The sequence below is a fragment of the Micromonospora sp. NBC_00898 genome (genome assembly GCF_045207895.1).
GTDB lineage: Bacteria > Actinomycetota > Actinomycetes > Mycobacteriales > Micromonosporaceae > Micromonospora.
This window is the reverse complement of the sequence record NZ_CP108775.1, coordinates 5,462,036-5,488,301: the sequence shown is the minus strand read 5'-3', so window position 1 is coordinate 5,488,301 and position 26,266 is coordinate 5,462,036. Positions and strand designations below refer to the sequence as shown.

The 26,266-nt window shown below is 73.3% G+C and carries 29 protein-coding genes and 1 pseudogene; 16 read left to right on the top strand and 14 right to left on the bottom strand.

What is annotated here, in order from left to right; all coding sequences use genetic code 11:
• Positions 1–31 precede the first annotated feature (31 nt).
• The 5 genes from OG799_RS26665 (at position 32) to OG799_RS26645 (ending at position 4,351) form a co-directional block, all read left to right on the top strand.
• Positions 32–616 carry a helix-turn-helix domain-containing protein gene (locus tag OG799_RS26665; protein ID WP_406038674.1) on the top strand — a complete coding sequence of 195 codons (585 nt, stop codon included), beginning with the start codon at positions 32–34 and terminating at the stop codon, positions 614–616.
• A 324-nt stretch (positions 617–940) separates the two neighbouring features.
• On the top strand, positions 941–1,360 hold the full coding sequence (locus OG799_RS26660) for a YciI family protein (RefSeq protein WP_406038672.1): 420 nt from the start codon (positions 941–943) through the stop codon (positions 1,358–1,360).
• Positions 1,333–2,664 (top strand): RNA polymerase sigma factor, encoded by a 1,332-nt coding sequence (locus OG799_RS26655; protein ID WP_406038670.1) that lies wholly within the window; start codon positions 1,333–1,335, stop codon positions 2,662–2,664. Before OG799_RS26660 ends, OG799_RS26655 begins: the two co-directional genes overlap by 28 nt.
• Positions 2,665–2,790: 126 nt before the next feature.
• Positions 2,791–3,072, top strand: coding sequence for a helix-turn-helix domain-containing protein (locus OG799_RS26650; protein WP_406038668.1), 282 nt, complete (start codon positions 2,791–2,793; stop codon positions 3,070–3,072).
• 127 nt (positions 3,073–3,199) lie between these two features.
• Positions 3,200–4,351: an epoxide hydrolase family protein gene (locus OG799_RS26645; RefSeq protein WP_406038666.1), complete on the top strand. Its 1,152-nt coding sequence runs from the start codon at positions 3,200–3,202 to the stop codon at positions 4,349–4,351.
• Positions 4,352–4,434: 83 nt separating this feature from the next.
• On the opposite strand, the gene OG799_RS26640 is transcribed toward OG799_RS26645, so the two are convergent.
• Positions 4,435–5,205 (bottom strand): SDR family oxidoreductase, encoded by a 771-nt coding sequence (locus tag OG799_RS26640; protein WP_406038664.1) that lies wholly within the window; start codon positions 5,203–5,205, stop codon positions 4,435–4,437.
• Between the two features lie 103 nt (positions 5,206–5,308).
• Between OG799_RS26640 and OG799_RS26635 the strand changes: the two genes are divergently transcribed.
• A complete protein-coding gene (locus tag OG799_RS26635) occupies positions 5,309–6,193 on the top strand; it encodes a sigma-70 family RNA polymerase sigma factor (RefSeq protein ID WP_406038662.1) in 885 nt (294 codons plus the stop codon).
• 49 nt (positions 6,194–6,242) lie between these two features.
• Here OG799_RS26635 and OG799_RS26630 read toward each other — a convergent pair whose 3' ends face one another.
• Complete coding sequence (locus OG799_RS26630) at positions 6,243–6,464, bottom strand: hypothetical protein (RefSeq protein ID WP_406038660.1); 222 nt, start codon at positions 6,462–6,464, stop codon at positions 6,243–6,245.
• A gap of 84 nt (positions 6,465–6,548) precedes the next feature.
• Between OG799_RS26630 and OG799_RS26625 the strand changes: the two genes are divergently transcribed.
• The 3 genes from OG799_RS26625 to OG799_RS26615 are packed head-to-tail and all read left to right on the top strand — an operon-like array spanning position 6,549 to position 8,262.
• Positions 6,549–7,031 (top strand): MarR family winged helix-turn-helix transcriptional regulator, encoded by a 483-nt coding sequence (locus tag OG799_RS26625; RefSeq protein WP_406038658.1) that lies wholly within the window; start codon positions 6,549–6,551, stop codon positions 7,029–7,031.
• Between the two features lie 56 nt (positions 7,032–7,087).
• Positions 7,088–7,624: a GNAT family N-acetyltransferase; N-acetyltransferase gene (locus OG799_RS26620; RefSeq protein ID WP_406038656.1), complete on the top strand. Its 537-nt coding sequence runs from the start codon at positions 7,088–7,090 to the stop codon at positions 7,622–7,624.
• Between the two features lie 47 nt (positions 7,625–7,671).
• Positions 7,672–8,262: a DinB family protein gene (locus tag OG799_RS26615; RefSeq protein WP_406038654.1), complete on the top strand. Its 591-nt coding sequence runs from the start codon at positions 7,672–7,674 to the stop codon at positions 8,260–8,262.
• 279 nt (positions 8,263–8,541) lie between these two features.
• Here the strand turns inward: OG799_RS26615 and OG799_RS26610 are convergent.
• Positions 8,542–8,991: pseudogene (locus OG799_RS26610) on the bottom strand (SRPBCC family protein); the annotation flags it as partial.
• A gap of 341 nt (positions 8,992–9,332) precedes the next feature.
• Entirely contained in the window at positions 9,333–9,950 is a 618-nt protein-coding gene (locus OG799_RS26605) for a pyridoxamine 5'-phosphate oxidase family protein (RefSeq protein WP_406038652.1), read from the bottom strand.
• A 160-nt stretch (positions 9,951–10,110) separates the two neighbouring features.
• On the opposite strand from OG799_RS26605, the gene OG799_RS26600 reads away from it, so the two are divergent.
• The 3 genes from OG799_RS26600 to OG799_RS26590 are packed head-to-tail and all read left to right on the top strand — an operon-like array spanning position 10,111 to position 12,265.
• Positions 10,111–10,617: a DUF2231 domain-containing protein gene (locus OG799_RS26600; RefSeq protein WP_406038650.1), complete on the top strand. Its 507-nt coding sequence runs from the start codon at positions 10,111–10,113 to the stop codon at positions 10,615–10,617.
• Positions 10,614–11,150 (top strand): Hsp20/alpha crystallin family protein, encoded by a 537-nt coding sequence (locus tag OG799_RS26595; protein WP_406038648.1) that lies wholly within the window; start codon positions 10,614–10,616, stop codon positions 11,148–11,150. Before OG799_RS26600 ends, OG799_RS26595 begins: the two co-directional genes overlap by 4 nt.
• 8 nt (positions 11,151–11,158) lie before the next feature.
• Positions 11,159–12,265, top strand: coding sequence for a glycosyltransferase family 9 protein (locus tag OG799_RS26590; protein WP_406038646.1), 1,107 nt, complete (start codon positions 11,159–11,161; stop codon positions 12,263–12,265).
• Positions 12,266–12,273: 8 nt separating this feature from the next.
• On the opposite strand, the gene OG799_RS26585 is transcribed toward OG799_RS26590, so the two are convergent.
• Both OG799_RS26585 and rfaE2 read right to left on the bottom strand, forming a co-directional pair.
• On the bottom strand, positions 12,274–13,152 hold the full coding sequence (locus tag OG799_RS26585; protein ID WP_406038644.1) for a glycosyltransferase: 879 nt from the start codon (positions 13,150–13,152) through the stop codon (positions 12,274–12,276).
• Positions 13,149–15,050 carry a D-glycero-beta-D-manno-heptose 1-phosphate adenylyltransferase gene (gene rfaE2, locus OG799_RS26580; RefSeq protein ID WP_406038642.1) on the bottom strand — a complete coding sequence of 634 codons (1,902 nt, stop codon included), beginning with the start codon at positions 15,048–15,050 and terminating at the stop codon, positions 13,149–13,151. Before rfaE2 ends, OG799_RS26585 begins: the two co-directional genes overlap by 4 nt.
• Before the next feature lie 164 nt (positions 15,051–15,214).
• Here rfaE2 and OG799_RS26575 point away from each other — a divergent pair, with 164 nt between their 5' ends.
• A complete protein-coding gene (locus tag OG799_RS26575; protein WP_406038640.1) occupies positions 15,215–15,763 on the top strand; it encodes a type 1 glutamine amidotransferase domain-containing protein in 549 nt (182 codons plus the stop codon).
• Between the two features lie 58 nt (positions 15,764–15,821).
• On the top strand, positions 15,822–17,498 hold the full coding sequence (locus OG799_RS26570; RefSeq protein ID WP_406038638.1) for a DHA2 family efflux MFS transporter permease subunit: 1,677 nt from the start codon (positions 15,822–15,824) through the stop codon (positions 17,496–17,498).
• A gap of 224 nt (positions 17,499–17,722) precedes the next feature.
• On the opposite strand, the gene OG799_RS26565 is transcribed toward OG799_RS26570, so the two are convergent.
• The gene (locus tag OG799_RS26565) at positions 17,723–18,214 is read right to left on the bottom strand and encodes an NUDIX domain-containing protein (protein WP_406038636.1); all 492 of its coding nucleotides are present in this window, start codon (positions 18,212–18,214) and stop codon (positions 17,723–17,725) included.
• Positions 18,215–18,285: 71 nt separating this feature from the next.
• On the opposite strand from OG799_RS26565, the gene OG799_RS26560 reads away from it, so the two are divergent.
• Positions 18,286–19,920, top strand: coding sequence for a fatty acid--CoA ligase (locus OG799_RS26560; protein ID WP_406046413.1), 1,635 nt, complete (start codon positions 18,286–18,288; stop codon positions 19,918–19,920).
• A 185-nt stretch (positions 19,921–20,105) separates the two neighbouring features.
• On the opposite strand, the gene OG799_RS26555 is transcribed toward OG799_RS26560, so the two are convergent.
• The 7 genes from OG799_RS26555 to OG799_RS26525 form a co-directional block, all read right to left on the bottom strand.
• On the bottom strand, positions 20,106–21,119 hold the full coding sequence (locus OG799_RS26555; RefSeq protein WP_406038634.1) for an NADPH:quinone reductase: 1,014 nt from the start codon (positions 21,117–21,119) through the stop codon (positions 20,106–20,108).
• A 336-nt stretch (positions 21,120–21,455) separates the two neighbouring features.
• Positions 21,456–22,202: a MerR family transcriptional regulator gene (locus OG799_RS26550; RefSeq protein WP_406038632.1), complete on the bottom strand. Its 747-nt coding sequence runs from the start codon at positions 22,200–22,202 to the stop codon at positions 21,456–21,458.
• Positions 22,203–22,310: 108 nt separating this feature from the next.
• The gene (locus OG799_RS26545; protein ID WP_406038630.1) at positions 22,311–22,964 is read right to left on the bottom strand and encodes an HAD family hydrolase; all 654 of its coding nucleotides are present in this window, start codon (positions 22,962–22,964) and stop codon (positions 22,311–22,313) included.
• 49 nt (positions 22,965–23,013) lie between these two features.
• Positions 23,014–23,274 (bottom strand): YciI family protein, encoded by a 261-nt coding sequence (locus tag OG799_RS26540; protein ID WP_406038628.1) that lies wholly within the window; start codon positions 23,272–23,274, stop codon positions 23,014–23,016.
• Positions 23,275–23,324: 50 nt separating this feature from the next.
• A complete protein-coding gene (locus OG799_RS26535; RefSeq protein WP_406046412.1) occupies positions 23,325–24,182 on the bottom strand; it encodes an SCO6745 family protein in 858 nt (285 codons plus the stop codon).
• Between the two features lie 112 nt (positions 24,183–24,294).
• Entirely contained in the window at positions 24,295–24,957 is a 663-nt protein-coding gene (locus tag OG799_RS26530; RefSeq protein WP_406038626.1) for an FKBP-type peptidyl-prolyl cis-trans isomerase, read from the bottom strand.
• Between the two features lie 116 nt (positions 24,958–25,073).
• A complete protein-coding gene (locus OG799_RS26525) occupies positions 25,074–25,724 on the bottom strand; it encodes a DUF4241 domain-containing protein (RefSeq protein ID WP_406038624.1) in 651 nt (216 codons plus the stop codon).
• Positions 25,725–25,843: 119 nt separating this feature from the next.
• Between OG799_RS26525 and OG799_RS26520 the strand changes: the two genes are divergently transcribed.
• Positions 25,844–26,236: a PPOX class F420-dependent oxidoreductase gene (locus OG799_RS26520; protein WP_406038622.1), complete on the top strand. Its 393-nt coding sequence runs from the start codon at positions 25,844–25,846 to the stop codon at positions 26,234–26,236.
• The last annotated feature ends 30 nt before the right edge of the window (positions 26,237–26,266 follow it).

The window sequence follows — 26,266 nt, the reverse complement described above, 5'->3', positions numbered from 1 at the left end:
GAATGATCCAGAATCTTAGAACGGTCGAGATATGTCGGTCAATCAGCAGATCCCGGACTACGACCTCGACGAGATGGTCGTGGTCACCGCGCCCGAGCAGCTGCGTGCGCTGGCCGACCCGCTGCGCGCCACGCTCCTGGAGCTGCTCCTGGAGCGGGCCGCCACGGTCGGTGAGATGGCGCAGGCGGTCGACCGTCCCAAGAGCAGCGTCGCCTACCACGTGAACCTTCTCGTCAACGCCGGCCTGATCCGCGTGGTGCGTACGCGGCGGGTGCGGGCGATCGAGGAGCGGTTCTACGGCCGGGTCGCCCGCACGCTCTACATCGGTGTGCTCAACCGCCCCGAGGACAAGCAGGTCGTAGCCGCCATCAACGGGCTCGCGGAGGCGGCCGCCGAGTCCGCCTGGGCGCACGCTGCCGACGAGCTACGGTGCACCCTCGTCCACGCACGCATCCCGGTCGAGGAGGTGCGGAACTTCTGGACGCAGGTCCAGGAACTCGCCCGCCGCTTCGCCCAGATCCCCCGGGCCGGCGACCAGGTCTACGGGTTCGTCGCCGGCCTCTACCCCACCGACGCTCCCACCCTCCCGGACGCCGAGCGCGCCCCGACCGATTGACGCGGCCGGCGGCCCACCGCCGCCCCTGCGTGAGGCGATGGCGGCGCCGGGCCTCACGGCGGCCCTCAACGGGCCGCACCGCCGCCGCCAGGGCGTACAAGGTCGACCACGCCGCCGTCCGTGGTGCCAGTCCGCAACTGGTCCGCATCCTGCGCAGCCGTCGAGCTGGCCCGGTCGGTGCACGCCGTCTGACCAGACCGACGGGCTGGACTCCTCGTCGGGGTTCAAATGGCCCGCGTCGTCTGCCGTGTCGATCCGCGGCTGCCCCGTTCGACCGGGGAGTGAGAGGGTCGAGAGGCGGCCCCGAGATCAAGGAGATCGAAGATGGCGAAGTACATGCTGATCATGCGAGGCACGGACGATTCGGTCGCGAAGATGATGGAGACGCCCTTCGAGCAGATGCTCGAGACGGTGGGTCGCTTCAATGAGGAGATGATCCGGGCCGGCGTGCTCGTCGCCGCCGAGGGCCTGGACGACCCGGCCCAGGGCGTGGTGGTCGACTTCAGCGGCGAGACGCCGGTGGTCACCGACGGTCCGTACGGCGAGACGAAGGAGCTGTTCGGCGGCTTCTACGTGATCGACGTGGCTTCGAAGGAGGAGGCGGTCGAGTGGGCCAAGCGACTCCCGGCAGTTGCGGGCACGAAGTGCGAGATCCGCCGCGTGCCGAGCATCGACGAGTTTCCGCAGGACAACGAGTGGATCATCAAGGAGCTGGCGTGGCGCGAGCGGACCGGCCAGCGGTGACGCCCGCGGCCACCGGCGGCCCGCCGAGCACCGAGTCGGCGCGGCGGGCCGTCGAGGCCGTCTGGCGGATCGAGTCCGCGCGGATCGTCGGTGCGCTGGCCCGCTACACCGGGGACTTCGAGCTCGCCGAGGACGTCGCGCAGGAGGCGGTGGCGGAGGCGCTCGTCACCTGGTCGCGCGACGGTGCGCCGGCGAACCCGGTGGGCTGGCTGCTCACGACCGCGCGGCGGCGCGCCATCGACAGCTTCCGCCGCCGGGCGGCACTCGACGAGCGGTACGCCATGCTCGCCGGCCAGCTCGCCGAGGGTGAGGCGAGCTCGGGCGCGGTGGCTCCGCGGGACCGGCCGGACGACCTGCCCTGGGATCCCGACCGGGTCGACGACGACGTCCTCGCGCTGATGTTCGTGGCCTGCCATCCGGTGCTCTCGCCCGAGGCCCGCGTGGCCCTGACGCTACGCGCGGTCGGCGGCCTGGCGAGCGAGGAGATCGCCCGGGCGTTCCTCGTGCCCGTGCCGACGGTCCAGGCGCGGATCACGCGGGCGAAGAAGACGATCGCCGCGGCCGGAGTGCCGTTCGAGCTGCCGCCGTCCGAGGAACGGCGCGAACGGCTCGGCGGTGTCCTGAGCGTGCTGTACGTGATTTTCACGGAGGGCTCGACGGCGACGACCGGTGACCGCCTGCTGCGCCCCGATCTCGCGTACGAGGCGATCCGGCTGGCCCGGATGCTGGCGGCATTGCTGCCCGATGAGCCGGAGGCGTACGGGCTGCTCGCCCTGTTCGAGCTCACGGCCGCGCGCTTTCCCGCACGCACCCGGCCTGATGGCGAGGCGGTGCTCTTGGAGGATCAGGACCGGCGCCTGTGGGACCGGTCGGCGATCCGTCGCGGTCTGGCCGCGATCGGCCGGGCCTCGGCTGTCGGGCGCGGCCTCGGAGCGTACGGGCTGCAGGCAGCGATCGCCGCCTGCCACGCGTCGGCGTCCTCGGTGCCGGAGACCGACTGGGAGCGTGTCGTGCTCCTCTATGAGGCGCTCGGCCGTGTGGCTCCGTCACCCGTCGTCGAGCTCAACCGGGCCGTCGCCGTCGCGATGGCGAATGGACCACAGCAGGCGCTGTCCATCGTGGATGAGCTCGTCGCGTCCGACCGCCTGTCGGGGTCGTACCTGCTCCCGAGCGTGCGTGGCGAATTGCTCGTGCGGCTCGGCCGGACCGCCGAGGCCCGGGCCGAGCTGGAGCTCGCCGCCCGACTGTGCCGCAACGCCCGCGAGCGGTCGGTGCTGCTGCGCAAGGCGGCTGCCCTGGCGTGATACCCGTCCGCCTCCCGCGGTCCGTGGCTGCGCCGCCGACGGCGGGATCGGCGGTTTGTCCGCCATGTGGACGTGGCCTTGGCATACGTGGAGAGCTGGCTAAACTGCTGCCCACCCAGCTCGCCCATGGATCAGGGCCGCCGGGTGGAGGGGGCGAGGATGCTGGAGGTGGTCGGCGTCGAACCCGGTGAGGAACAGGTGTACCTGGCGTTGACCGCCAGCCCGGCGGTCGATGCGGAGGAGCTGTCGGAACGGACGGGGCTGTCCCACCCGGAGGTCCGCCGGGCGCTGGCGGGGCTGGAGGGCAAGGGACTCTTGGATGTCCCGGCCGGTCCGCTCCGTCAGGGCGGAGGTTTCCGGTCGCGGGAACGGCGGACGCCCCTGGTCCGGTGCGCCGGGCGTGTGTAGGGTGACGCCTGTCAGCGATGAGGGGAGGTGAGCCCGGTGAAGACCCGATGTCACGTCTGGGCGCTCCTTCCGGCCATTCCTTTCAGCTGACCTCGCGTCGGGGAGCGCCCTCCTTACCGGAGGAACAATGAACTTCACCCCGTTCCGCATCGACGTATCCGACGAGGTACTCGACGATCTGCGGGCCCGTCTGGCCCGTACCCGCTTTACCGGCCGCAGCGGCGACCTGCCTTGGCAGGCCGGCGCCGATCCCGACTACCTGCGGCACCTGGTGTCGTACTGGACCGACGGGTTCGACTGGCGGGCTCGCGAAGCCGAACTCAATGCGCTGCCCCACCACCTGGCCGAGATCGACGGCCGACGGCTGCACTTCCTTCGGGTGGTCGGGAAGCGTCCGGCGGGCACGCCGGCGCCGCTGCCGCTGATCCTGAGTCACGGCTGGCCCAGCAGCTTCGTGGAGATGCTGCCACTGGTCGACCGCCTGACCGATCCCGCCCGCTACGGGGGCGACCCCGCCGGGGCGTTCGACGTGGTGGTGCCCTCGCTGCCCGGTTTCCTCTGGTCGGAGCTGCCGAAGGGGCCGCTGACCCGCGCCACCATGGCCCGGACGCTGCACACCTTGATGACCGAGGTCCTCGGCCATGAACGGTACGGCGCGTTCGGGGGTGACGTGGGCGGCGTGGTCACGGGATGGCTCGGTGCCCTGTATCCCGGGCAGGTGGCCGGCATCCACATGATCCATCCACCGTTCCCGGCCAGCTTCGACTCCCACCCGCTGTCCCCGGCCGAGCAGGCGTATCTCGATGCCGAGGCGGCGTACGACCTGACCGACGGGGGTTACAGCGCCATCATGGGCACCCGTCCGGACACCATCGCCGCGGCGCTGGCCGACTCCCCGGTCGGGCTGGCCGCCTGGCTTGTCGACAAGTACCGGGACTGGAGCGACAACCACGGTGACCTGGAGAGCCGGTTCGACCGGGACACCCTGCTGACGATCATCACCCTGTACTGGGCGAGCGGCGCGATCGGCTCGTCGTTCCGGCAGTACTTCGACTTCGACCACAACAGCCCACGACCCGACATCACCGTGCCCGCCGCGTTCACGGTGAGCACCGAACCCTCGCAGGCCGGCTTCCCCCGGGAGATCGCCGAGCGCGCCTGCACCGACATCCGGCACTGGAGCGAGCCGGGCCGGGGCGGGCATTTCATGCCGTTGGAGGAACCGGACCTGCTCGCCGGTGAACTGAGGCAGTTCTTCACCTCGCTCCGCCAACACTGATCCGCGGTTCACCAGGTGGTGGACCGGGATTGAACGGGGAAGCGCCGCGGCGGGCCGCTAAACGGCCCGCCGCGGTGCGGCGCTCAGCCTGCGGCGGGCAGCCGCTCGGCCAGGAAGTTCTCCCAGGTCCGCGCGCCCACGTCGGCGCCGTCGAGCGTCAGGTTCTCGCCTGCCCGGTACGCCCGGCCGGCCTTCCCCGGCAGCCGGACCGGCAGCATCGGGCGGCGCTTGCCCTGTCCCCGCAGGTAGCTGCGGGTCAGCTCGGCCAGGCCGTACACCCCGGGGCCGGCCAGGTCGGGCACCAGGCCGGCGGGCTCGCCGAGCGTCAACTCCACGAGCCGTTCCGCCACGTCGCGCGCGTCGACCGGCTGCAACCGGAGTCCCCCGGGCGCCGGCACCACCGGCAGCTTCGCCATCTTCTCCACCATGGTGAAGACCAGGTTGTGGAACTGGGCGGCCCGCAGCGTCGTCCACGCCAGGCCGGAGTCGGCGATGGCCCGCTCCGCGTCCAGCTTGGACCGGAGCCAGCTCAGCGGGACCCGGTCCGCGCCGATGACGGAGATGTACACCAGATGCCGCACCCCGGCCCGCGACGCGGCCCGGACCAGGTTGCGGGTCGCCTCGTCGTCGCCCTTGGGGCCGCCCGCGAGGTGCAGGACGGTCTCGACCCCGGCTACCGCCGACTCGACTCCGGCGCCGGTGAGCAGGTCGCCGGTGCCGTGCTCAACGCCGTTGCCGGGCTGCTGGCGGCCCCGGCTCAGCACCCGCACGTCACGGCCGGCGTCCCGCAGCAGCGGTACGACGAGGCGGCCGAGGGTGCCGGTGCCACCGGTGACCAGAATGGGTGACGTCATGGCTGCTCCAAGCTTGTTCGGTCCGGGAGTCGATCTCCCGGTCACATCGGCGGTGTTTCGTGGGTCTACCGCTGTGACACCCGGTGAGAAGGGAATGTGACCGGTGGACGAGCAGGAATTTCTGACCGAGCGTTTCGAGGAGCAGCGGAGCAGGCTGCGGGCGGTGGCGTACCGGATGCTCGGTTCGGTGAGCGAGGCGGACGACGCCGTTCAGGACGCCTGGCTGCGGGTCAGCCGCGCCGACACCAGCGGTGTGGAGAACCTCGGTGGCTGGCTGACCACGGTGGTGGCCCGGGTATGCCTGAACATGCTGCGGGCGCGGGCGCACCGGCAGGAGGAGCCGCTCGGCGTGCGGGTGCCCGATCTGATCATCAGCCCGGAGTCCGGTGCCGACCCCGAGCGGGAGGTGCTGCTCGCCGACTCGGTCGGGCTGGCGCTGCTGGTGGTGCTGGAGACGCTGACGCCGGCCGAGCGGCTCGCGTTCGTGCTGCATGACATGTTCGCCGTGCCGTTCGAGGAGATCGCCCCGATGATCGAGCGGACCCCGACCGCGGCCCGGCAGTTGGCGAGCCGGGCCCGCCGCCGGGTACGCGGGCAGGCCCCCGACCCGGATCCGGACGCGAGCCGTCGCCGGGAGGTCGTCTCGGCGTTCTTCGCCGCCGCCCACGACGGGGACTTCGACGCGCTCGTCGCGGTGCTCCACCCCGACGTGGTGCTGCGGGCCGACGGCGGGCTCACCCGGGCCCGGCACAGCGTCGTGCTCACCGGCGCGAACACGGTGGCCGGGCAGGCGCTCACCTTCGGGCGGCTCTCCCCGTTCGCGCGTCCCGCGCTGGTCAACGGTGCCGCCGGGGTCGTGGTCGTCGTGCAGGGCCGGCCGGTCTCGGTGATGGGCTTCACCGTCACGGCCGGGAAGATCGTCGCGATCGACGTACTCACCGACCCGGAGCGGCTGGGCCGGCTGGACCTGTCGATCCTCGACGGCTGAGCGCCCACCGCCGGGCGGCGAGGTGTGCAGCGGGATCCGGGGGCGCCGGTCAGAGCCCGCGGCGCGCCTCGCGCTCGGCGCGCTTGCGCTCGCGCTGCTCCCGGCTCCACTGCTTACGCCGCTCCAGGTCCCGCTTCCACTGCTCCCGTGCCTCCTGAGAGCCGCCGTGGACGGCGTTGTCGACCGTCGCGGGGCCGGCAAGGTTCCGGTAGACCCAGTCAAGGATCCGGCCGCCCTTGCCCTGGTCCGGAGTCTTGTGCTCCTCCGCCATGTGTCCCACCCCTCACCATTGGTGCTCCAACGATTGGCACCCCAACTATTGGTACGGTAACAGCGAGAGGGAGGGGCTGACCGGATGGGTGACCTGAGCGACATCGACGATCCGCTGGCGTTGGAACAGCAGGTCTGCTTCGCCCTCTCCGTCGCGGCCCGCGGCGTGGTGGCCGTCTACCGCCCGCTGCTCGAACCGATGGGACTCACGCACCCGCAGTACCTGGTGATGCTGGCCCTCTGGCAGCACGCGCCGCTCTCCGTACGCGAGCTGAGCCGCCTCCTGCAACTCGACCCGGGCACCCTGTCGCCCCTGCTCAAGCGGCTGGAGGCGATCGGCTACCTGCGGCGCGAGCGCGACCCGGCCGACGAGCGCAGCCTCGCCGTCACGCTCACCGCCAGCGGTCTGGCGCTGCGCGGTCAGGCCGAGCGCATCCCGCCGGCCATCGTCGAGCGGCTGGGCATGCCGCTCGAGGACCTCAAGCGCCTGCACGCGACGCTGACCGAGGTCATCGAGGCGGCCCGGCAGGCGTCGAAGGCACCTCCCGCCGACGACGGCGTGGGTTGAGTCCGGCGGCTGGTGAAACCCGTTGCCGTGGCTGCGGCCCCCGCACAGAATGTGGCGTGCTGATCGACCACTGGCCCCTGCTCGGGCTGCGCGTCCGGACCGACCGGCTGGAACTGCGTCCGCCGACCGACGAGGAGTTGGCCGAACTGGCTGATCTCGCCGCGCGGGGGGTCCACGAGCCTGGCCAGCGGCCGTTCCTCACGCCGTGGACCGATCTGCCGCCCGTCGAGCGGGCCCGCCACCTGGTGCAGTCCCACTGGCACTGTCGCGGCTCCTGGACGCCACAGGACTGGGCGCTGGAGCTGGCGGTGTTCTCGGCCGGCCGCCCGGTGGGCGTACAGAGCATGCGGGCCCGGGATTTCGCGACCACGCGGGAGGTGCGGAGCGGGTCGTGGGTGGGAATCGACCACCAGGGGCGGGGCGTCGGCCGAGAGATGCGCGCGGCGATGCTGCACCTGGCCTTCGCCGGCCTCGGCGCCGCGCACGCCACGACGCCTGCCTGCCGCTCTTCGGTCTCGCCGCGGCGCAGTGAGCCGGCCGGGCCGGACCGGGTAGCTGTCCGGAACCGGCTCGGTCGATCGTCACCCCGGTGAAGCCGAGCGGTGGTGCCGTCACCCCGCTCTCGACACCGGAGGACGAGATGCCACCACCATCCGCGGGTGCGGAGACCGAGGCGCTGCTGGCCTGTCTGAAGGCTCAGCGCGAGCACGTGCTGGGCATTCTGGCGGGCCTGGACGAGGACGCCCTGCGACGGCCGGTGCTGCCGTCCGGGTGGAGCTGCCTCGGCCTGGTACGACACCTCGCCCACTGCGAGCGGTTCTGGTTCCGCTGTGTCATTGCCGGCGAGCCGGACGCGATCAGCGGCCTCGGCGACGTCGGGAACGCCTGGCGGGTCGCCGCCGACGTGCCGGCCGGGGCGGTGCTGGACCTGTACCGGCGGGAGGCCGAACGGGCGGACGCGATCATCGCGGCCACCCGCCCGGACGCCGGACCGGCCTGGTGGCCCACCGACCTGTTCGGGGACTGGCGCCTCGACGATGTGCGGGAGGTCGTCCTCCACATGATCACCGAGACCGCCTGCCACGCGGGCCACCTCGACGCGGCCCGCGAGCTCATCGACGGCCGGACCTGGCTAGTCCTGCCGGTGCAGCCGACCGGTCCGCCGCGACGGAGGAGCCCGGCGGGCTCGGCTCGGGGCCGGCCCGCCGGGCTCCGTCCGGCAGGGAGTTGACGTGCGTCAGAGGTTGCGGCGCGGATCGGCCGGGTCGGCCGGGAAGCTGCTCGTCCGGGGCGACGGGACATCGGTCACCACGTACTCGGTCTCGGTCTCCGGCGTGGTGGTGTCGTCGTCGCTCGACCGGTGCTTCACCAGCGCCGCCGCGCCGGCCGCGGCCGCGCCCGCGGCGGCGGCGCCGGCCGCCACGGCCTTGCCGGAGACGCCGGCCTTGCCGTCGTCACCCCACGAGGACGCCGCGTGCTCCACGCCGGGGGTGCCGAGGTTGCGACCCTCGTCGATCGTGCCGCGCCAGGCGCCGGTCTCGGCGCCCCGGCCCTCGATGTACGACTTGAACTTCTCCAGGTCCGCCTCCGCCCGCTTCTCGACGATGTGCAGCTTGTCGCCGGCCTTCTCGACCAGCCCCTCGGGCTCGTACTCCAGGGAGAGCCGGACCTGGGTGCGGTCGGTGCCGACCGGCTGGAAGTAGACGGCGCCGGCGTTGGTCGCGCCCTCGGTGGCCGCCCAGGCGACCTTGCGGTCCGGGACCTGCTCCAGGACCTTGGCGTCCCACTCACGCTTCACGCCGGCGATCTCGGCGACCCAGTGCATCCGCTTGTCGTCGAGCTGGCGTACCTCCTGGATACCCCCCATGAAGCGGGGGAACTCCTCGAACTGCGTCCACTGGTTGTACGCGGTGCTGACCGGCACGTTGACTTCGATGGACTTCTCGACCTTCGTGGTCATGGGCACTCCTTCCGGATTCAGTCGTCTACACCGGAATCCGTACCCCGGTGAAGGGCGCTCAATCGGATCCGGCGCGCAAGCCGCGACGACCCGATCCCTGCTCGGTGGCTCCCCCGCCCGCTCCGTGCCCAGCCCGGCGGTGGGATCAGGCGGCGGTGCCGCCGGAGTTCGCTGCCAGGACGAACACGAAGACGATCCAGAGGATGCCGAGGATCGTGAAGATTTAGCTCAGCACGAGACCGGCGGTGGCGAGGCCGCCGCCCTGCTCGCCGGTGCGCGCGATCACGCCGCCACCTGCCGAAACATGGGGCTCGATGGCCGCCGGTCCTGCCGGGAGCGCGTCAGGAGTAGATGGACTTCGCGTACTCCGGGCCGTAGTGGCGCTCCAGGTCGGCGAGGCTCTCCACCGGGGCCTCCACCTCCTTGATCAGCCGGGGCCGGGACGGCAGCGCGTCCGGCCGCCAGGTCTCCGGTCGCCACAGCTCCGAGCGGAGGAACGCCTTCGCGCAGTGGTAGAAGATCTGCTCGATCTCCACCACCACGGCCAGCACCGGGCGGTGCCCCTTGACCACCATGTCGTCGAAGAACGGCGCATCGCGGACCAGCCGGGCCCGGCCGTTGATCCGCAGCGTGTCGGTGCGCCCGGGGATCAGGTAGACCAGCCCGACGTGCGGGTTGTCCAGGATGTTGCGGTAGCCGTCCGCCCGGCGGTTCCCCGGCCGCTCCGGGATCGCGATCGTCGTCTCGTCCAGCACCAGCGTGAAGCCGGGCGGGTCGCCCTTCGGCGACACGTCACAGCTGCCGTCCGCGCCGGCCGTGGCGACCAGGCAGAACGGCGAGGCGGCCAGCCACTGCCGGTCCCGCTCGTGCAGCACCGTCCGCTCCTTGGTCACGGCCCGGGGCATCGGCGCCCCCAGCAGCTCGCGCAGCTCCTCGTGCGAAGTGATCTCCACCGTCACGTGCGCCTCCCCCGTGCGTTGACCCGGTTGGTGGGCGTGCGGCAACCGCCGTCCCTACCGCTGACAGCCTAGACGAGCGCGTCGAACGCGAGGTTTGCCCGGGAACCCCACGGGTACCGCCTAACCCGCAGCGCGCTCGGACGCGACCGATGGAGGCCCCATGGAGAGCCGACTGAAGGTGCTCGGCCATCCCGTGCACCCGATGCTGGTGATGTTCCCGGTGGCGCTCCTGGTCACGGCAGTGATCTTCGACGTGGTCGACACCGTCGGCGGGCCCGACTTCCTCGGCGAGGTGGCGTACTGGAACATCACCGTCGGCCTGGTCGGCGGCCTGCTCGCTGCGGCGGCCGGCAGCGTCGACCTGCTCGCCCTCCCCGCCAACACCCGGGCCAAGCGGGTCGGCCTCACCCACGCCGCCGCCAACGTCGCGGTGATCCTGCTCTTCGCCGCGGTCTGGGCGGTCCGGCTCAACGCCGACTCCCGCGCCGCCGGGGGCGCCCTGATCGCCATCGAGGTGGTGGCCGTGGCGATCCTCGGCATCAGCGCCTGGCTCGGCGGCGAACTGGTCGACCGGCTCGGCGTCGGCGTCGACCCGCAGGCCGACCTGAACGCCCCGAGCTCGCTGCGACCCCCCACGGCCAACCAGCGGATCGGAGACGTGCGATGACGGAACAGCCGAGCGGACGGAGCTGGCGCGGCCGGCAGCAGGGGTGGGACCCGATGGGCGAGTTGCAGTCGCTGCGTTCCGAGCTGAGCCGCCTGGTCGGCGGCCGGTCCGGCCCACCCGACGTCGAGCTGGGCGAGACCGCCGACGGCTGGGAGGTCGTCGTCCGGCTGCCCGGCGTGGCGCCGGAGGAGGTGGCCGTCGAGCTGGACGACCAGCAGCTCTGCGTCCGGGCCCGCTCCGAGGCCGAGGTCAACGCCGACCAGGGCATCCCGGGCGGCTTCGAGACGCGCGGCTTCGAGTACCGGGTCGACCTGCCGTCCCGGGTGGACCCGGACCGGATCGACGCGGTGATGGACCACGGCCTGCTCCGGGTCCGGCTGCCCCGGGCATCCCGGCCCACCCCGCGCACCATCACCGTCGGCCGCACCGGCCGTCGGCCCGCCCGCACCGGTACGAGCGCCCTGGCCGATCCGGCCGCGGACCGGGAGATGCACCACCCGGACACCACGGTCGACGAGATCGACCGGCCGTAACGGCGCGCGTGGACACCCCGTCCCTGCTCGGGCCGGTCGGCGAGCGGGTGCCCGACGTCGAGCGGATCGCCGTGCTCCGGGCCAACGCGCTCGGCGACTTCATCTTCACCCTGCCCGCGCTGGAGGCGCTGCGGGCCGCGTACCCGTCGGCGGAGATCGTGCTGCTCGGCGCGCCCTGGCACGCGCAGCTCTGGCGCGACCGGCCCGGCCCGGTGGACCGGGTGCTGGTGGTCCCGCCCGCGGCCGGCATCCGCGACCCCGGCCCCGACGAGACCGGGTCCGGCATGGACGACTTCCTCGCCGCGGCCCGCAAGGAACGCTTCGACCTGGCGTTGCAGCTGCACGGCGGCGGCGGCAACTCCAACCCGGTCGTGTCCGCGCTGGGCGCCCGGGTCACCGCCGGGCTGCGCGCCGAGGGCGCCCCGCCGCTGGACCGCTGGATCCGGTACGTCTACTACCAGCACGAGGTGATCCGCTACCTGGAGGTCGTCGCCCTGGTCGGGGCGCCGGCCACCACGATCATCCCGGCCCTCGCGGTGACCGACGCGGACCGGGCGGAGGCCCGGCAGGTGCTCGGCGAGCCGCGGCAGCCCCGGGTCGCGCTGCATCCGGGGGCCACCGACAGTCGCCGGCGCTGGCCCCCGGAGCGGTTCGGCGAAGTCGGCCGCGCCCTGGCCGGCGACGGCTGCGAGGTGCTGGTCACCGGCACGCCGGCCGAGCGGGAGGTGGTCGAGGCGGTGGTCGCGGCGGCCGGGGTGCCGGTCCGCCCGCAGGTCGGCACGCTCAGTCTCGGCGGTCTGGCGGCCTGCTACGCGGGCTGCGCGCTGGTGGTCTCCAACGACACCGGTCCGCTGCACCTGGCCGCCGCTGTCGGCGCCCCGACGGTGGGCGTCTACTGGATCGGGAACCTGATCAACGGGGCGACGCCGCTGCGCGCCCGGCACCGGCCGATCGCCTCCTGGACGACCCACTGCCCGGTCTGCGGCGTCGACTGCACCCCCGGGATCTACCCGCACCGCCCCGGCGACGGCGACTGCCCGCACCGGAACTCCTTCGTCGCCGACGTGCCCACGGTCGAGGTGGTCGAGGCCGCCCGCGAACTGCTCGGCGGCTGACCGGGAGCTCAGGCGGGCTGCGGGGTGTCGGACTCGGCGAGGACGACCTCCCACGCCTCCACGTCCCGCTCGGTCACCGTCGTCGGCGACTCCAGGTGGTAGGCGCCGCTGGGCAGGACGCCCGCGCCGCCGTGCCGGGCCATCACCGCGAGCTGCGCGGCGACGTCCTCGCCCTGGTGCCGCTCGTGCAGCCGGCGCCAGAACTCGAAGCCGCCGGCGTCGACCAGCTTCGCCCGGTCGTACAGCACGCACCCGCCGATCCAGGAGACCTTGTACGCTCGCCAGGCGCCCGCCGGCAGCCGGAGCTTCTCGGTGACGTGCAGCAGGTTCGCCGCCGGGTGGATCCGCGCCCGGTCCCAGGCCGGCGTGCCGGGGCGGACCCGCTCGGGAGTCGGCGGGCCCGGCCACTCCTCGTAGTGTCCGTGCGTCTCCGGCCGGACGTCGTCGGTGTACGACAGCCCGTGCACCGCGTTGCCGACGAACCCGCAGCCCAGCTCGCGGATCGCGGTGACCAGCCGGGACAGGGTGCCCGGTTCCAGCCAGACGTCGTCGTCGAGGCAGAGGACGTACCGGGCGACGGAGTGGTCCAGCAGGTAGGCCCGGTGTTCGGCCAGGCCGCGCCGGGGCAGCCGGCGGGTCAGCAGCACCGGGTGCCCCCGGTGGCGCAGCGCCCGGACCATGGTGGCGGCCGCCGGGTCGAGGTACGCCGGCTCGTCGTCGGACTGGTCGCTGACCACCACCCCGAAGTCGGGTACGCCCTCCTGGGCGGCCAGCCCGGAGAGGGTGACGGCCAGCTCGGTCGGGCGGTTGCGGGTCGGGATCAGCACGTCGAGCTGCCGCGGCCGGCGGAACTGCTCCGGCGTGCCGAGGTCGAGCGGTCGGTTCACGCCGGCCTGCCGGGTGCGCCGTCGCTGACGGTCGAGGGGCGCGGGGCGGCGCCGTTGCCGGCGACCGACTGCGCCCGGATCCGGTCGATGATCGCCGAGGTGGACCGGTCCGGCACGTAGCCGAGGGTGCGCACCTGGCCACCCAGCCGGCGGACCAGCGGCGCCTCCGGCACCATCTCCGGCGGGTAGTCGCCGCCCTTGACGTAGACGTCCGGGCGGACCGCCTCGATCAGCGGCGCCGGGGAGTCCTCCTCGAAGACCACCACGTGGTCGACGCACTCCAGCGCGGCGAGCAGGGTCGTCCGGTCCTCGACCGGGTTCACCGGCCGGTCCGGGCCCTTGAGCCGGCGTACGCTGCCGTCCGAGTTGACCGCCACCACCAGCAGGTCGCCGAGCGCGCGGGCCTGGGTGAGGTAGCGGACGTGTCCCGGGTGCAGCACGTCGAAGCAGCCGTTGGTGAAGACCACCGAGCGGCCGGAGCGACGGTGGTCCGCGACGATCGAGGTCAGCTCGTCGGCGTCGACCAGGGTCGGGTGGCCGGTCTCGTCCGCCCCGGTGCCCAGCGCCTCCAGCAGGTCCTCCCGCCGGCACACGCAGGTGCCGGTGTCGGAGACCGTGATGGTCGCGGCGAGCTGGGCGAGCTGGGCGGCGGTGGGCAGCGTCGCCTCGGCCGCCAGGGCCAGCGTCATCGCCGCCAGGTACGCGTCCCCGGCGCCGACCGCGTGGCTGGCCGGCACCGGGGTGCTGTGGCTGCGCCGGGGCTCCCCGTCCGCCCCGCCGACCACCGCCCCGTCGGTGTCCAGGGTCACCGCCACCACGTCGGCGCCGGTGTGCGCGCGCAGCTCGGCCAGGCGCGACTCGGCCAGCACCGCCCGGTCGACCCCCTCGCCGGCTGCCGCGTTCACGGTGACGCCGGTGCCGGTCACGCTGAGCCCGTCGCCGGTCATCGCCACCCGGTCCTCGCCGGGCGTCGGCTCCCCGGTCGGCCCGCGGCCGGCTCCGGTCGGCCCGAAGTTCGCCCCCGGGCCCGTCGCGCGCGGGTGGGACTCGGGCGACCCGGCGCCGGTCGGGCGCTCGCCCGCCCCGCCAGGGGCCGCGCCGACGCTGAGCTCGGAGGGACCGTCCGCCGGGTCGGCGACCGGGTGGTCCAGGTGCAGGTCGGGGCCGGCGTGCTCGCGGGGGACGGGACGCGGGTCGGCGTTGAAGCCGGCCGCCGCGCGGGCCAGCAGCCGGGCCGCCTCGGCGAAGCTCGGCGTCACCACCGTCGGGTTGAGACCGCGCCAGTCGGCCAGGTCGTGCGCGTCAAGAGCCACCGTGGCGTAGCGGTCCCGGTTGGCCACCAGCCAGGCGCGTACCGCCGCGGGCAGCGCGCCCAGGCCGTAGTCGCAGACCACCAGGGTCGGCGGTTGCCCGCCCGCGGCGGCCTTCAACTCCTCGGTCGCGCAGTTCAGCGCGGTGAGCAGCCGCGCCACGCCGTCGTCGTCGAGCGCGTCCTCCGGGTCGCCGGAGTCCTCGCGCAGCAGGATCTGGTTCCCGGCGAGCATCCGCCGCTTCACCGGGGTCGGCCGGCCGGGCTGGTTGACCGTCCGGTCCCAGACGCCCGCGCGGTCGAGGCAGTCGTGCAGCTCGTCGCCGGCCACGTCGGCGCCGACCGGGGCGACCAGCACGGCCCGGCCGCCGAGGGTGGCGACGTTGACCGCGGTGTTCGCCGCCCCACCGGCGGCGGAGATGCGCCGCCGCAGGGTGAGGACCGGGGCGGGGGCCTCGCGGCAGAGCCGCTCCGACTCCGCGAACCGCCACTCGTCCAGCATGGCGTCGCCGACGACCAGCACGGGACGCCCCTGCCAGCCCGCCACGACGGTGGCGAGCCGGCGCTCATGCGCTGCTGCTCCTGCCATACCTTCCGGGGTCCCCCCAGCCATGCCGGTCAAACCTGGGGCGGGAGCGCGCCGAGGCGTCCCTCCGGCGTCGGCCACGCGGTGTGCCGGGCCACGGCGGGGGCCGCGTTTCGGGCATCCGGCCCCGGGAAGGGACTCCAGATACCCCGAGAGGAGAACCCGAAATGGCAGGGACACTGCAGGGCAAGCGGATCGCCTTCCTGGCCGCCGACGGCGTCGAGGAGGTCGAGTACGTCAAGCCGCGCGAGGCGGTCGAGAACGCCGGCGCCCGGGTCGAGCTGGTCTCGACCAAGCCCGGCTCGATCCAGTCCTTCAACCACCTCGACCACGGCAGGACGTACGACGTGGACGTGACGTCGGCCGAGGCGGACGTCGGGGCGTACGACGCGCTGGTGCTGCCCGGCGGGGTGGCCAACCCGGACTTCCTGCGCACCGACGCGGACGCGGTGCGGTTCGTGCGGGCGTTCTTCGACGCCGGCAAGCCGGTCGGCGTGATCTGCCACGGCCCGTGGACGTTGATCGAGGCGGACGTGGTGCGCGGACGCCGGATGACCTCCTGGCCCAGCCTGCGCACCGACCTGACCAACGCCGGGGCCACCTGGGTCGACGAGCAGGTGGTGACCGACAACGGCCTGGTCAGCAGCCGCAGGCCCGCCGACATCCCGGCCTTCGCCGCGAAGATCGTCGAAGAGTTCGCCGAAGGCCGGCACTGACCCGCTGATTTCCCCCGCCGTCCGGGCATGTTCCGGGAGGCGGGGGAAAGAAGGCGGGATGACCACGGAAGCTGACGCCCGGCCGGTACTGCACGCCCGCCAGATCCGCCTGCTGATGTTCGGCCTGATGACCGGGATGCTGCTGGCCGCGCTGGACCAGACGATCGTCGGTACGGCTCTGCCCACCATCGTCGGCGAGTTGGGCGGCATCAACCACTACTCGTGGGTGGTGACCGCCTACCTGCTCGCCTCCACCGCGTCGACCCCGCTCTACGGCAAGATGGCCGACCTGTACGGGCGCCGGCCGGTCTTCCTCTTCTCGATCGGCACCTTCCTGCTGGGCTCGCTGCTGGCCGGCCTGTCGCAGAACATGACCCAGCTGATCGTCACCCGGGGCGTGCAGGGGCTGGGCGCGGGTGGCCTGATGACGCTGGCGTTCACCATCATCTCGGACGTGGTCACGCCCCGGGAGCGTGGCCGATACCAGGGGCTCTTCGGCGCGGTCTTCGGGTTGTCGTCGGTGGCCGGGCCGTTGGTCGGTGGGTACTTCGCGGAGACCAACTGGCGGTGGATCTTCTACATCAACGTGCCGCTGGCGATCCTGGCGATCGTGGTCTGCTACCACGTCATGCGGCTGATCCCGTTCCAGCGGCGGGAGCACGCCATCGACTGGCTCGGCGCGGCGCTGCTGGTCGCCGGGGTGAGCTGCCTGCTGCTCGCGCTGAGCTGGGGCGGCAGCCAGTACGCCTGGGACTCGGGCGTGATCATCGGGCTCTTCGTGGCCGGCGCGGTGCTCGGCGTGCTCTTCGTGCTCCAGGAGGCCCGGGTCGCCGAGCCGATCCTGCCGCTGCGACTGTTCCGCACACCCACGTTCGCGCTGGCCAACTCGGCGGGTTTCGTGCTCGGTCTGGTGATGTTCGGGTCGATCATCTTCATCCCGCTCTACCTGCAGATCGTCAAGGGCGCCTCGCCGACCCGCAGCGGTCTGCTGATGCTGCCGATGATGGCGGGCATCATCGTCACCTCGGTGCTGACCGGCCGGGCGATGAGCCGGATCGGCCGGTACAAGTGGTTCCCGGTGGCGGGCTCGGCGGTGCTGCTCACCGGCATGCTGCTGTTCACCCGGCTGCAGGTGGACACGTCGCTCTGGGTGGCGTTCGGGTTCATGGTGGTGATCGGCGTCGGGCTGGGCCTGTGCATGCAGTCGCTGATCCTGGCCGTGCAGAACGCGGTGGACGTCCGGGACCTGGGGGCCGGCACCTCCTCGGCGACGTTCTTCCGGTCGCTGGGCGGGTCGTTCGGGGTGGCCATCCTCGGGGCGGTGCTGTCGTCGCAGCTCACCCGTCAGCTCGCCGACCGGCTGCCGGGCGCGATCGCGCAGCTTCCGCCCGATCAGCGGGCCGCGGTGGCGGCCAGCGGCGGCGCCAACATCTCGATCAACGCCCCGGCGACCATCCTCGCCCTGCCCGGCCCGGTCCGCGCCGCGATCCAGGCCGCCTTCGTCGAGTCGCTGCACCTGGTCTTCCTGACCACCGGCCTGATCGCCATCGCGGCGGTGCTGGTCACCCTGGCCCTGCCCGACGACCAGCTGCGCGGCGCCGGCCCGCAGGGCGCCACCGGCGGCGCCGACCCGCTGGGTGGGAAGGCGCCCGCCCCGGGCGGCAAGCCCCTGACCAGGGAGTCGAAGGAGGAGGCGGCCGCCGACATGGAGGCCAAGTCCCAGACCATGCTCTGACCCGGTCCGGTCCGGTCCGGTCCGGCCCGCTGCCGGCATCCGGGCGGCGGGTGCGCGCCGTGGACGAGACCCGCGCAGCCGAACTCCTCCGTGAGCGTTATACCTCTGAGTCATATTTATGCCTCTGAGGCATGACGACCACCGGACACATGCCCCCGCGGCCGCCGACAACGCGCGGGGCCCGTCGGATCAGGCGACCGATGCCGTACAGCGGGCGGCGGGGGTCACTTGAGGATGAGGCGGTTGGTCTGTTCGAAGACGTCGAGGTCGGCGAGGGTTTCGGGGACGCTGGCGGAGAGCGGGGCGGGGAACTCCTCCGGGTGGAAGAAGCCCGCCTCGGTGGTCTCGTCGGTGACCCGGAGCAGCTCGCCGTCCCACTCGTCGACCCGGAACGCGGTGGTGAAGATCTGGTACGTGTGGCCGTACATGTTGGTGTGGGTGCGGTCCGGGCCGGTGTAGAGGGCGAACGCGCTGACCCGCAGGGCGCGCAGCCCGGTCTCCTCGCGTACCTCGCGGACGGCGCAGTCGGCGATCGACTCGCCCAGCTCCATCGCACCGGCCGGCAACGCCCACTGGCCGTTGTCCGAGCGCTGGATCAGCAGTACCCGGGCGGCGTTGTCGCGGACGACCGCGCGGGCGCCGACGAACATCAGGGTGCGGTCACCGGCCAGGGCACGCAGCTGCCCCACGTACGAATCGGCCCAGGAGATGCTCACCTGCGACAATTTACGGGGCTTCCCAACGTGTGACCGCCGACACTAGCTTGTTACCCATGCGTAGCACGATGATGGACGCCCCCCTTCAGGTCGCCCGGATCCTCGAACACGGCGCCACCGTGCACGGCACGGCGGAGGTCGTCACCTGGACCGGCGCCGAGCCCCGCCGGATGTCGTACGCCGAGGTCGGGCGGACCGCCGCCCGGCTCGCCCACGCGCTGCGCGACGAGTGCGGGGTGACCGGTGACGAGCGGGTCGCCACGTTCATGTGGAACAACAACGAGCATCTGGTGGCGTACTTCGCCGTGCCGAGCATGGGCGCGGTGCTGCACACCCTCAACATCCGGCTTTTCCCCGACCAGGTCACCTACATCGCCAACCACGCCGAGGACCGGGTGGTGCTGGTCGACTCGACGCTGATCCCGCTGCTGGCCCGGGTGATCGGGGAGATGACCACGGTCGCGCACGTGGTGGTGGTCGGCGGGGGTGACCCGGCGCCGCTGGTCGCCGCGGCCGGCGACCGGATCGCGGTGCACCACTGGGACGCCCTGCTGGCCGGCCGGCCGGACACGTTCGACTGGCCCGAGGTGGACGAGCGGGACGCCGCCGCCCTCTGTTACACCTCGGGGACCACCGGCAACCCCAAGGGGGTCGCCTACTCGCACCGCTCGATCTACCTGCACTCGTTGCAGGTCTGCATGCCGGAGGGGTTCGGCCTCGGGCCGACCGACCGCGAGCTGGCCATCGTGCCGATGTTCCACGCGATGTCCTGGGGCCTGCCGTACGCGGCGTTCCTCTCCGGCGCCTCGCTGATCATGCCGGACCGGTTCCTCCAGGCCGCCCCGATCGCCGAGATGATCGCCGCCGAGCGGCCCACCCTGGCCGGCGCGGTGCCGACCATCTGGAACGATCTGCTGGCCTACCTGGACAGCCACGACGTGGACACCTCCGCGCTGAAGGAGGTGATCGTCGGTGGCTCGGCCTGCCCGCCGGCGCTGATGCACGCGTTCCACGACCGGCACCGCATCGACGTGATCCACGCCTGGGGGATGACCGAGATGTCCCCGCTCGGTTCGGTGTCCCGGCCGCCGGCCGGGGCGACCGGCGACGAGGCCTGGCGCTACCGCTACACCCAGGGCCGGGTGCCGGCCGGGGTCGCCGCCCGGATCGTCGGGCCGCTGGGCGAGCCGCTGCCCGCCGACGGGGCCTCCGTCGGCGAGTTGGAGGTCCGCGGGCCGTGGGTGACCGCCCGGTACGTCGGGGACGAGATCCCGGACGAGGAGAAGTTCCGCGACGGCTGGCTGCGCACGGGTGACGTCGGCACGCTCTCGCCGGACGGCTACATCACCCTCACCGACCGGGCCAAGGACGTGATCAAGTCGGGCGGGGAGTGGATCTCCTCGGTCGAGCTGGAGAACGCCCTGATGGCACACCCGGCGGTGCTGGAGGCGTGCGTGGTGGGCGTGCCGGACCAGCGCTGGGACGAGCGACCGCTGGCCACCGTGGTGGTCCGCGAGGGCGCCTCGGTGACCGCGGAGGAGCTGCGGGACTTCCTGGCGAAGTCGGTGGCGCGCTGGCAGTTGCCGGAGCGGTGGGCGTTCATCGACGCGGTGCCGAAGACCAGCGTCGGCAAATTCGACAAGAAGGTGGTCCGCTCCCGGTACGCCGACGGCGGCCTGGAGGTACGCGAACTGACCGCGCCGTAACACTTTCCGGCGTACCGTCGCCTGCACGGGTAGGGGCGTGATTCTCCTGAAGGCATCCCTCCCCAGGGGCGGCCCCGGCGTTCGCACCGCGCCGGGGCCGCCCGTCCTTGGGGGCGGCCCGCAGGTCAATTGTCGCGAAACTTGTTCGCCTCTGTCTCGATGACAGAGAAATCCGTTTCGTGGTCCTACGTCTCGCTCGTGGTGATGAGTACCTTACCGACCATCGAGCTCTCGACGGCCTTGTGCGCCGCCGCCGTCGCCGCCAACGAATAATGGTGCAGCGGCAGGCCGGCCTCCTCGCCCACCCGGACCGCGCCCTGGGCCACCGCCGCCGACACGTCGACCACCGCCTGCGCCTTGGCCGCCTTCGGCGCGGTGTAGATCAGCACGAACTGCCACCGCGCGTTCGGCAGCATCAACGGCCGGATCGGCAGGGTCACCTCGTCGCCGCCGTCGTCGGCGTACACGCAGACCGCGCCGCCGGCACGCAGGAGCTGGACGTCGTCGGCGGCGTTGCGCGCGGCGGAGACCTCGACGATCGTGTGCACCCCGTCGGGGGCGATCTTGCGGACCTCCTCGACCACGTCCTGCTCCCGGTAGTTGATCACATGTGATGCGCCGGCCGCCGCCGCGAGCTGCGCCTTCTCCGGGCCGCTCACCGTGGCGATCACGCAGGCGTCCGCCCACCGGGCGAGCTGGATCGCCGCGTTGCCCACCGCGCCCGCCCCGCCCTGCACCAGCACCACGTGGCCGCTCAGCGCGCCGGCGTGCAGCTTGTCCGGCATGAACTCGCCGGCGGTCAGGCACCGGTGCGCGGTCATGAACGGGATGCCCAGCGCGGCGCCCAGGTCGAAGGAGGCGGAGCCGAGGCGTACCGCGTGCCGGACCGGGACCACTGTGTACTCGGCGGCGGTGCCCCAGGGGCGTTGCCAGGCGGCCTCCCAGAGCCAGACCCGCGCACCGATCAGGATCTGGTCGACCCCCTCGCCGACCGCCTCGATCACCCCGGCGCCGTCCTGGTGGGGAATCTGCCAGCCGGCCGGCAGCGGCCGCACGTGGCGCGCCTTCCAGTCCGTCGGGTTGACCCCGGACACGGCCATCCGCACCAGCACCTCACCGGGGCCCGGCTCTGGTATCGGCCGCTCGACCAGTTGGAGCACCGAGGCGTCCCCGTTGCGTTCGTACACGATCGCCTTCATCGCCGTCTCCTCACCGCCGGACGCCGGCACCGCGGCCTGCCCTACCCGGCCGAACCCTGATCATTCCGATCCGGCCCGCCCCGGAAACCGTACAACCGGGTAGTCGGTGGCAGGAGGGGTGGTATGTGGGACGTACCGGTGGCGGATCGGCCACCTGCGCCGACGCGGGCCGGGGCGGAGGCCGCCGGCCCGGAGCGGCCGGCGGCCGACCCGGCGCCGGCCCGACCGCCCGGCCCGGGGCCCCGGCGGTTCCTGCCGAGGTCGAGCCGGAGCCGGGCGATCTGAGCGCGGGGCGCGGGTGCCGGCCGGGTCCCGTCGCGGCCGGCACCGGACGGCTCACCCCGCCGCGACCGACCGCTTGACGTAGTCGATCAGCTCCGGCGTCGGGCCGCCGTACTGCTGGCTGATCCGCTCGGCGTTCTCCGCCTGCATCCGGTACAGCGAGTCGCGCAGCCCCGGGTCACCGCCGTGGAACGCCTCCAGCAGCTCCATCCAGCGCCGGGCCAGCGCCCGCACCCGCGGGTCGGCCGGGTCGGTCTCCGCGTCCAGCTCCGCCCGCACCCGGGCGATCAGCCCCGGCCACTCGTCCTGCGTTCCCCGGATGGCCTCCTCGCCCAGTCGCGCCCGCCGCTCGTCGAGCGCGGCGAGCTGCTCCTCGGTGAAGTAGTTCCGGATCGTCTCGTCCACCCTGGTCACCTCCTCGATCACCGCGAGCAGGTCGACGGGCGCGGCGCCCCCGGCGGACCGGACCAGCGGCAACAGCGCGGCCAGCCGGTCCCGCAGGCCGCCCAGCGCGGCGAGCTGCCGGTCCACGTGCGCCAACTGGTCCCGCAGCAGCTCGGCCAGCGCCGGCCCGTCCGCACGGTCGTCCAGCAGGGTGCCGATGGTCTCCAGCGGCAGGCCCAGCTCGCGCAGCGCGACGATCCGGTACAGCCGGTCCACGTCCCGCTCGTCGTAGAGCCGGTGCCCCGAGGACGTCCGCGCGGACGGCCGCAGCAGCCCCACGTGGTCCCAGTGATGCAGCGTCCGGACGGTCAGCCCGGTACGCCGGCACAGCTCGCCGATCCGCCAGGTCGACGCCACGTCCCACTCCCTCTCGCGTCACCGCAACCTGCGGTGACACGACCGACGCTAGGACCTGACGTCGCGTCAGGAGCAAGAGAGTCGGGCCGGGACCCCGCGGGTGGCGGATCAGCCGAGCCGCTCCACCACCTCCGGGGTGAGCGCGTCGACCGAGGGCAGCAGCACGGCCGCGAGCGCCGCCGCGTCCGGATCGAGGGGGTACGACCCGTGCGGGATCGCCACCACGCGCATCCCCGCGGCGGCCGCGGAACGCACCCCGTTCGACGAGTCCTCGACCGCCACGCAGCGGGCCGGGTCGACGTCGAGCCGCGCGGCGACGGCGAGCCACACGTCCGGCGCCGGCTTGCCCCGGGCGGTCTCCTCGGTCGACAGGGTCGCGCCGAAGGCGTCGGCCAGGCCGGTGGCGGCCAGCGCCGCCGCGATCAGCCGGGTGGGGGAGGAGCTCGCCAGCCCCAGCGGCCACCGCGCGGCCATCCGGCGGACCACCGCGTCGGCGTGGTCGATCAGCGGTACGCGCTCCGCGTACCGCCGGGTCATCTCCGCGACCACCTCGGTGGCGACCTGCTCGGGCGTCCGGTCGACGCCCAGCTCGCCGCTGAGGTGGTCGGCCCACTCCCCGGTGCTCATCCCCATCAGCCGGCGCTGGGTGTCGGGCTGCCAGGTGCCGCCGTGCGCGGCCACGTACGCCCGCCGGACCTCCTCCCAGACCGGCTCGGAGTCCACGATCACGCCGTCCAGGTCGAAGAGCACCGCGTCCACCATGCGCCCATCCTGCCCGAACCGGCGGCTGCCCTGCCGCCGGCGGGCCGGCTCAGGTCAGGAAGGGCGCCCACTCCCGGATCTTGACGATCTCCACGCCGGGGGTGGTGAAGTACGGGTCGGCGGCCAGCAGCCGGTCCAACGCCGGCCGGTCCGGCACGTCGAAGACCAGCACCGCGCCCGAGTCGTCGGCCAGCGGGCCGGTGATCCGTACCGTGCCCTCGGCGTGCAGGGCGGTGAGCCGCTCCCGGTGGGCCGGTCGGGCGGCGAGCCGCTCCGGCGCGTCGGTGAAGGCGAGTTCCACGATCCACATGCCGGGGAGGCTACGCCGTCCGCCGCCGGCCGTCCGTCGGGTTACCGCCGTCAGGACCGCCGGGTCGCCGGCAGGCCGATCGGGCTCTGCCGGGGGATGATCGTGCGGCAGCGGCGGGCGATCGGTTCGAGCAGTTCGCGCAGCCGCTCCGTACGCTCGGCGCCCAGCGCCCGCCACGGGCCGACAGCGGCCCGGTCGGTGGCCTCCTCGACCGCGCGGAACGTGTCGCTGCCGTACGCGGTCGGCTCCCGGTCGACGGTCAGCCAGCCCTTGTCGACCAGCCGCTCCTCGGCGGCGGCCCACTCCTCGTCCGTCCACCCCCGGGCCGGCTGGTGGAACTCCCGGGACTGGTCGACCCGGCAGCGCCAGGCCAGCACCTCGACCGGGTCCAGCCCGGTGGTGACCAGGGCGGCGACGTGCCCGTCGCCCCGGTGCTCGCGCAGCGTGGTGGCGGCCTGCCAGAGCCGGGCCAGCGGGTACTCGCCGGCCGGCAGGGCGGCGTTGACCGCGCCGAGCACCCGGCCGGCGGTCTCCACCCGGCCGGCGGCCGCCTCCAGCAGCTCGGCGGCCTCGACGAGATGGGCCTCCGGCAGCTCGTAGGTGAACTCGGCGAGCGCCTGGACGGCGCCGGTGAGCCGGGCCCGCAGCGCCTCCTCCGGGGTGGCCAGCCGCCACACCGACGGCAGCGCCCGGGCCACCATCCGGGGCGCGAAGCTGAAGAACGCGGCGATCACCGGCGGGGCGCCGGTCGGGCCGAGCGGGGCGGCCCGGCCGGCGAAGTAGCCCCGCCAGTAGCCGCGCAACCCGACCGCCTCGTACGCGGCCCGGGCGCGCGGGTGGAAGTAGGTCACTGCGTGGACCGGCTCGAAGTGCGTCCACAGCACCCGGGCCAGGCCGGGGTCGTCCAGCGCCGCCACGTGCACCTCCGCGTCGGTGACAGGTCACCGCGGGCGGGTGGTGCCGCCCACGGTGACCATGAACCTACTGCCGGTAGGTGACCGGACGGAAGAGTGGTGTGACCTACTGCGCGGCGAGGACGTCGACGACGAAGCGCAGCGGCCCGCCCGGGCGGCCGCCCACCGACTCGTTGCCGTACGCCAGCTCGCCCGGGATGTCGAGCTGCACCCGGCTGCCCACCGGCACGCCGACCAGGCCCTGGTCCCAGCCCTTGATGACCTGCCCGACGCCGATCGGGAAGCTGGCCGGCTGCCCGTTGTTCCAGGACGCGTCGAACTCCTTGCCGTCCTTGTAGAAGACACCCACGTAGTTGGTGGTGATGGTCTGGCCGGCCTTGACCGCCGGGCCCTTGCCCTTGATCAGGGTGGTCAGGGTGAGCTTCTTCAGCTCGCCCTTGCCCGGGCCGACCGCCGGCTTGGTCTTCAGCGCCGGGTCCATGCCCTCGGGGAGCTGCGCGGCGGGGGGAGCGGTGGGCTCGACCGGGGCGGTGGCGCTGGCCGAGGGGGTGCCGGCGGCCTCCTTCTTGTCGTCGTCACCGTTGTTGACGACGACGAAGACGCCGATCAGCACCGCGACGACGGCGACACCGGCGAGCGCGCCGAGCAGCGACTGCCGGCGGCGCTTCGCCTCGGCCGCCTTCTTCGCCGCCAGCTGGGCGGCCAGCCGCCGCTCCGCCTTGGTGCCCGGGCCCTGGCCCGCCGACCGGTTCTGCACACGCTCGCTCACGTCGAACTCCCCTGCTGGGTGGTGGGTGCGGCCCGGCGGCCGCTGCCGAGACCAGCGCACACGGTACCCGCCGCGACGCCCTCGGTGCTCCCTCGCCCGGCTCCGGTTCCGACAGGTCAGCCCTCGGCGGGCAACACCATGAAGTCGGTGACGAACGACGCGATCCGGCCGTCGGTGGTCCGGCCGATCCAGGTGCCGTAGCAGCCGTCGCCCCAGCCCGACGAGACCGTCAGCACGTTCGCCCCGGTGGTCTCGTCGGTGACCGCACTGACCAGCCCCGGGATCGGGCCGCCCTCGGCGGCCGGGTCCTCCGCGAGGAAGACGTCCTCGATCCGCTCGTAGTCCCAGCCCTCCACGGCGGCGAGCGCCACCGGGTCGGCCAGGGTGCCGGTGCCGGCGTCAACGCCGTACCCGAAGAAATCGTCGGCGCCCAGCTCCGCCGGATCCTGGCCGGCGACCAGGGCCATCTCCCAGCCGGCCACCGGCTCGTCCCGGATCACCAACTCCAGGGCCACGACCCGGCGGTCAGTGCCGCCGGTCTCCTCCCGGATCGACGACACCCAGGCCCGAGCCGGGTACCGGCCGGGGTCGACGGAGGCGGTGTACGGGTCGCTCTCCGCGCCGGTCAGCGGGTCGCAGCCCACCACCCGGCCGGTCGGCAGGACGACCTCGCCGGCCGGGTGCATCTCCAGCACGTGCTCGCCGTACTCGTCGGTGAAGCGGGTGCCGGCGGTGAGCAGCCGGGCGAAGTCAGGGGTGTACGGCATCAGACGGTCCTCTCCGGCCGAGGGCGGTCGGCGGAGCGTACCGGTGGGGCCCGACACCGGCGTGGACGGGCGGGCGCGATACCCGGTGCGGGACATCTTCCGGCGGTAGGTTCTCGTCCATGGCGATCCTCACCGAAGAAGACGTGGCCCTGCTCTCCGAACCACAGCTCGCCCATGTGGCCACCGTCGAGGTCGACGGCAGCCCGCACGTGACGCCGGTGTGGGTGGACACCGACGGCGAGCACATCCTGTTCAACACCGCCAAGGGCCGGCAGAAGTACGTCAACATCGAGCGCAACCCGGTGGTCGCGGTCTCGGTGGTGGACAAGGCGAACGACTTCCGCACCCTCTGGGTGAAGGGCACGGCCGAGTTCGTGACCGAGGGCGCCGACCAGCACATCGACCGGATGGCGAAGAAGTACCTGGGCCAGGACACCTACCCGTTCCGCCAGGCGGGCGAGGAGCGGGTCATCGTCCGGATCACCCCGACCGACAAGCTCGGCCGGGGCTGACGGGTACGGGCCCTCGCCGCCGACCGCGGC

What these genes read in the sequence shown, in the direction of transcription:
- OG799_RS26615 (WP_406038654.1), top strand. Translation starts at nt 7,672, where the DNA reads ATGCCACCACCATCCGCGGGTGCGGAGACCGAGGCGCTGCTGGCCTGT.
- OG799_RS26545 (WP_406038630.1), bottom strand. Translation starts at nt 22,964, where the DNA reads ATGGTGGACGCGGTGCTCTTCGACCTGGACGGCGTGATCGTGGACTCC.
- OG799_RS26595 (WP_406038648.1), top strand. Translation starts at nt 10,614, where the DNA reads ATGACGGAACAGCCGAGCGGACGGAGCTGGCGCGGCCGGCAGCAGGGG.
- OG799_RS26570 (WP_406038638.1), top strand. Translation starts at nt 15,822, where the DNA reads ATGACCACGGAAGCTGACGCCCGGCCGGTACTGCACGCCCGCCAGATC.
- rfaE2 (WP_406038642.1), bottom strand. Translation starts at nt 15,050, where the DNA reads ATGGCAGGAGCAGCAGCGCATGAGCGCCGGCTCGCCACCGTCGTGGCG.
- OG799_RS26630 (WP_406038660.1), bottom strand. Translation starts at nt 6,464, where the DNA reads ATGGCGGAGGAGCACAAGACTCCGGACCAGGGCAAGGGCGGCCGGATC.
- OG799_RS26650 (WP_406038668.1), top strand. Translation starts at nt 2,791, where the DNA reads ATGGATCAGGGCCGCCGGGTGGAGGGGGCGAGGATGCTGGAGGTGGTC.
- OG799_RS26520 (WP_406038622.1), top strand. Translation starts at nt 25,844, where the DNA reads ATGGCGATCCTCACCGAAGAAGACGTGGCCCTGCTCTCCGAACCACAG.
- OG799_RS26640 (WP_406038664.1), bottom strand. Translation starts at nt 5,205, where the DNA reads ATGACGTCACCCATTCTGGTCACCGGTGGCACCGGCACCCTCGGCCGC.
- OG799_RS26540 (WP_406038628.1), bottom strand. Translation starts at nt 23,274, where the DNA reads ATGTGGATCGTGGAACTCGCCTTCACCGACGCGCCGGAGCGGCTCGCC.
- OG799_RS26600 (WP_406038650.1), top strand. Translation starts at nt 10,111, where the DNA reads ATGGAGAGCCGACTGAAGGTGCTCGGCCATCCCGTGCACCCGATGCTG.
- OG799_RS26645 (WP_406038666.1), top strand. Translation starts at nt 3,200, where the DNA reads ATGAACTTCACCCCGTTCCGCATCGACGTATCCGACGAGGTACTCGAC.
- OG799_RS26665 (WP_406038674.1), top strand. Translation starts at nt 32, where the DNA reads ATGTCGGTCAATCAGCAGATCCCGGACTACGACCTCGACGAGATGGTC.
- OG799_RS26575 (WP_406038640.1), top strand. Translation starts at nt 15,215, where the DNA reads ATGGCAGGGACACTGCAGGGCAAGCGGATCGCCTTCCTGGCCGCCGAC.
- OG799_RS26560 (WP_406046413.1), top strand. Translation starts at nt 18,286, where the DNA reads ATGGACGCCCCCCTTCAGGTCGCCCGGATCCTCGAACACGGCGCCACC.
- OG799_RS26660 (WP_406038672.1), top strand. Translation starts at nt 941, where the DNA reads ATGGCGAAGTACATGCTGATCATGCGAGGCACGGACGATTCGGTCGCG.
- OG799_RS26525 (WP_406038624.1), bottom strand. Translation starts at nt 25,724, where the DNA reads ATGCCGTACACCCCTGACTTCGCCCGGCTGCTCACCGCCGGCACCCGC.
- OG799_RS26625 (WP_406038658.1), top strand. Translation starts at nt 6,549, where the DNA reads ATGGGTGACCTGAGCGACATCGACGATCCGCTGGCGTTGGAACAGCAG.
- OG799_RS26555 (WP_406038634.1), bottom strand. Translation starts at nt 21,119, where the DNA reads ATGAAGGCGATCGTGTACGAACGCAACGGGGACGCCTCGGTGCTCCAA.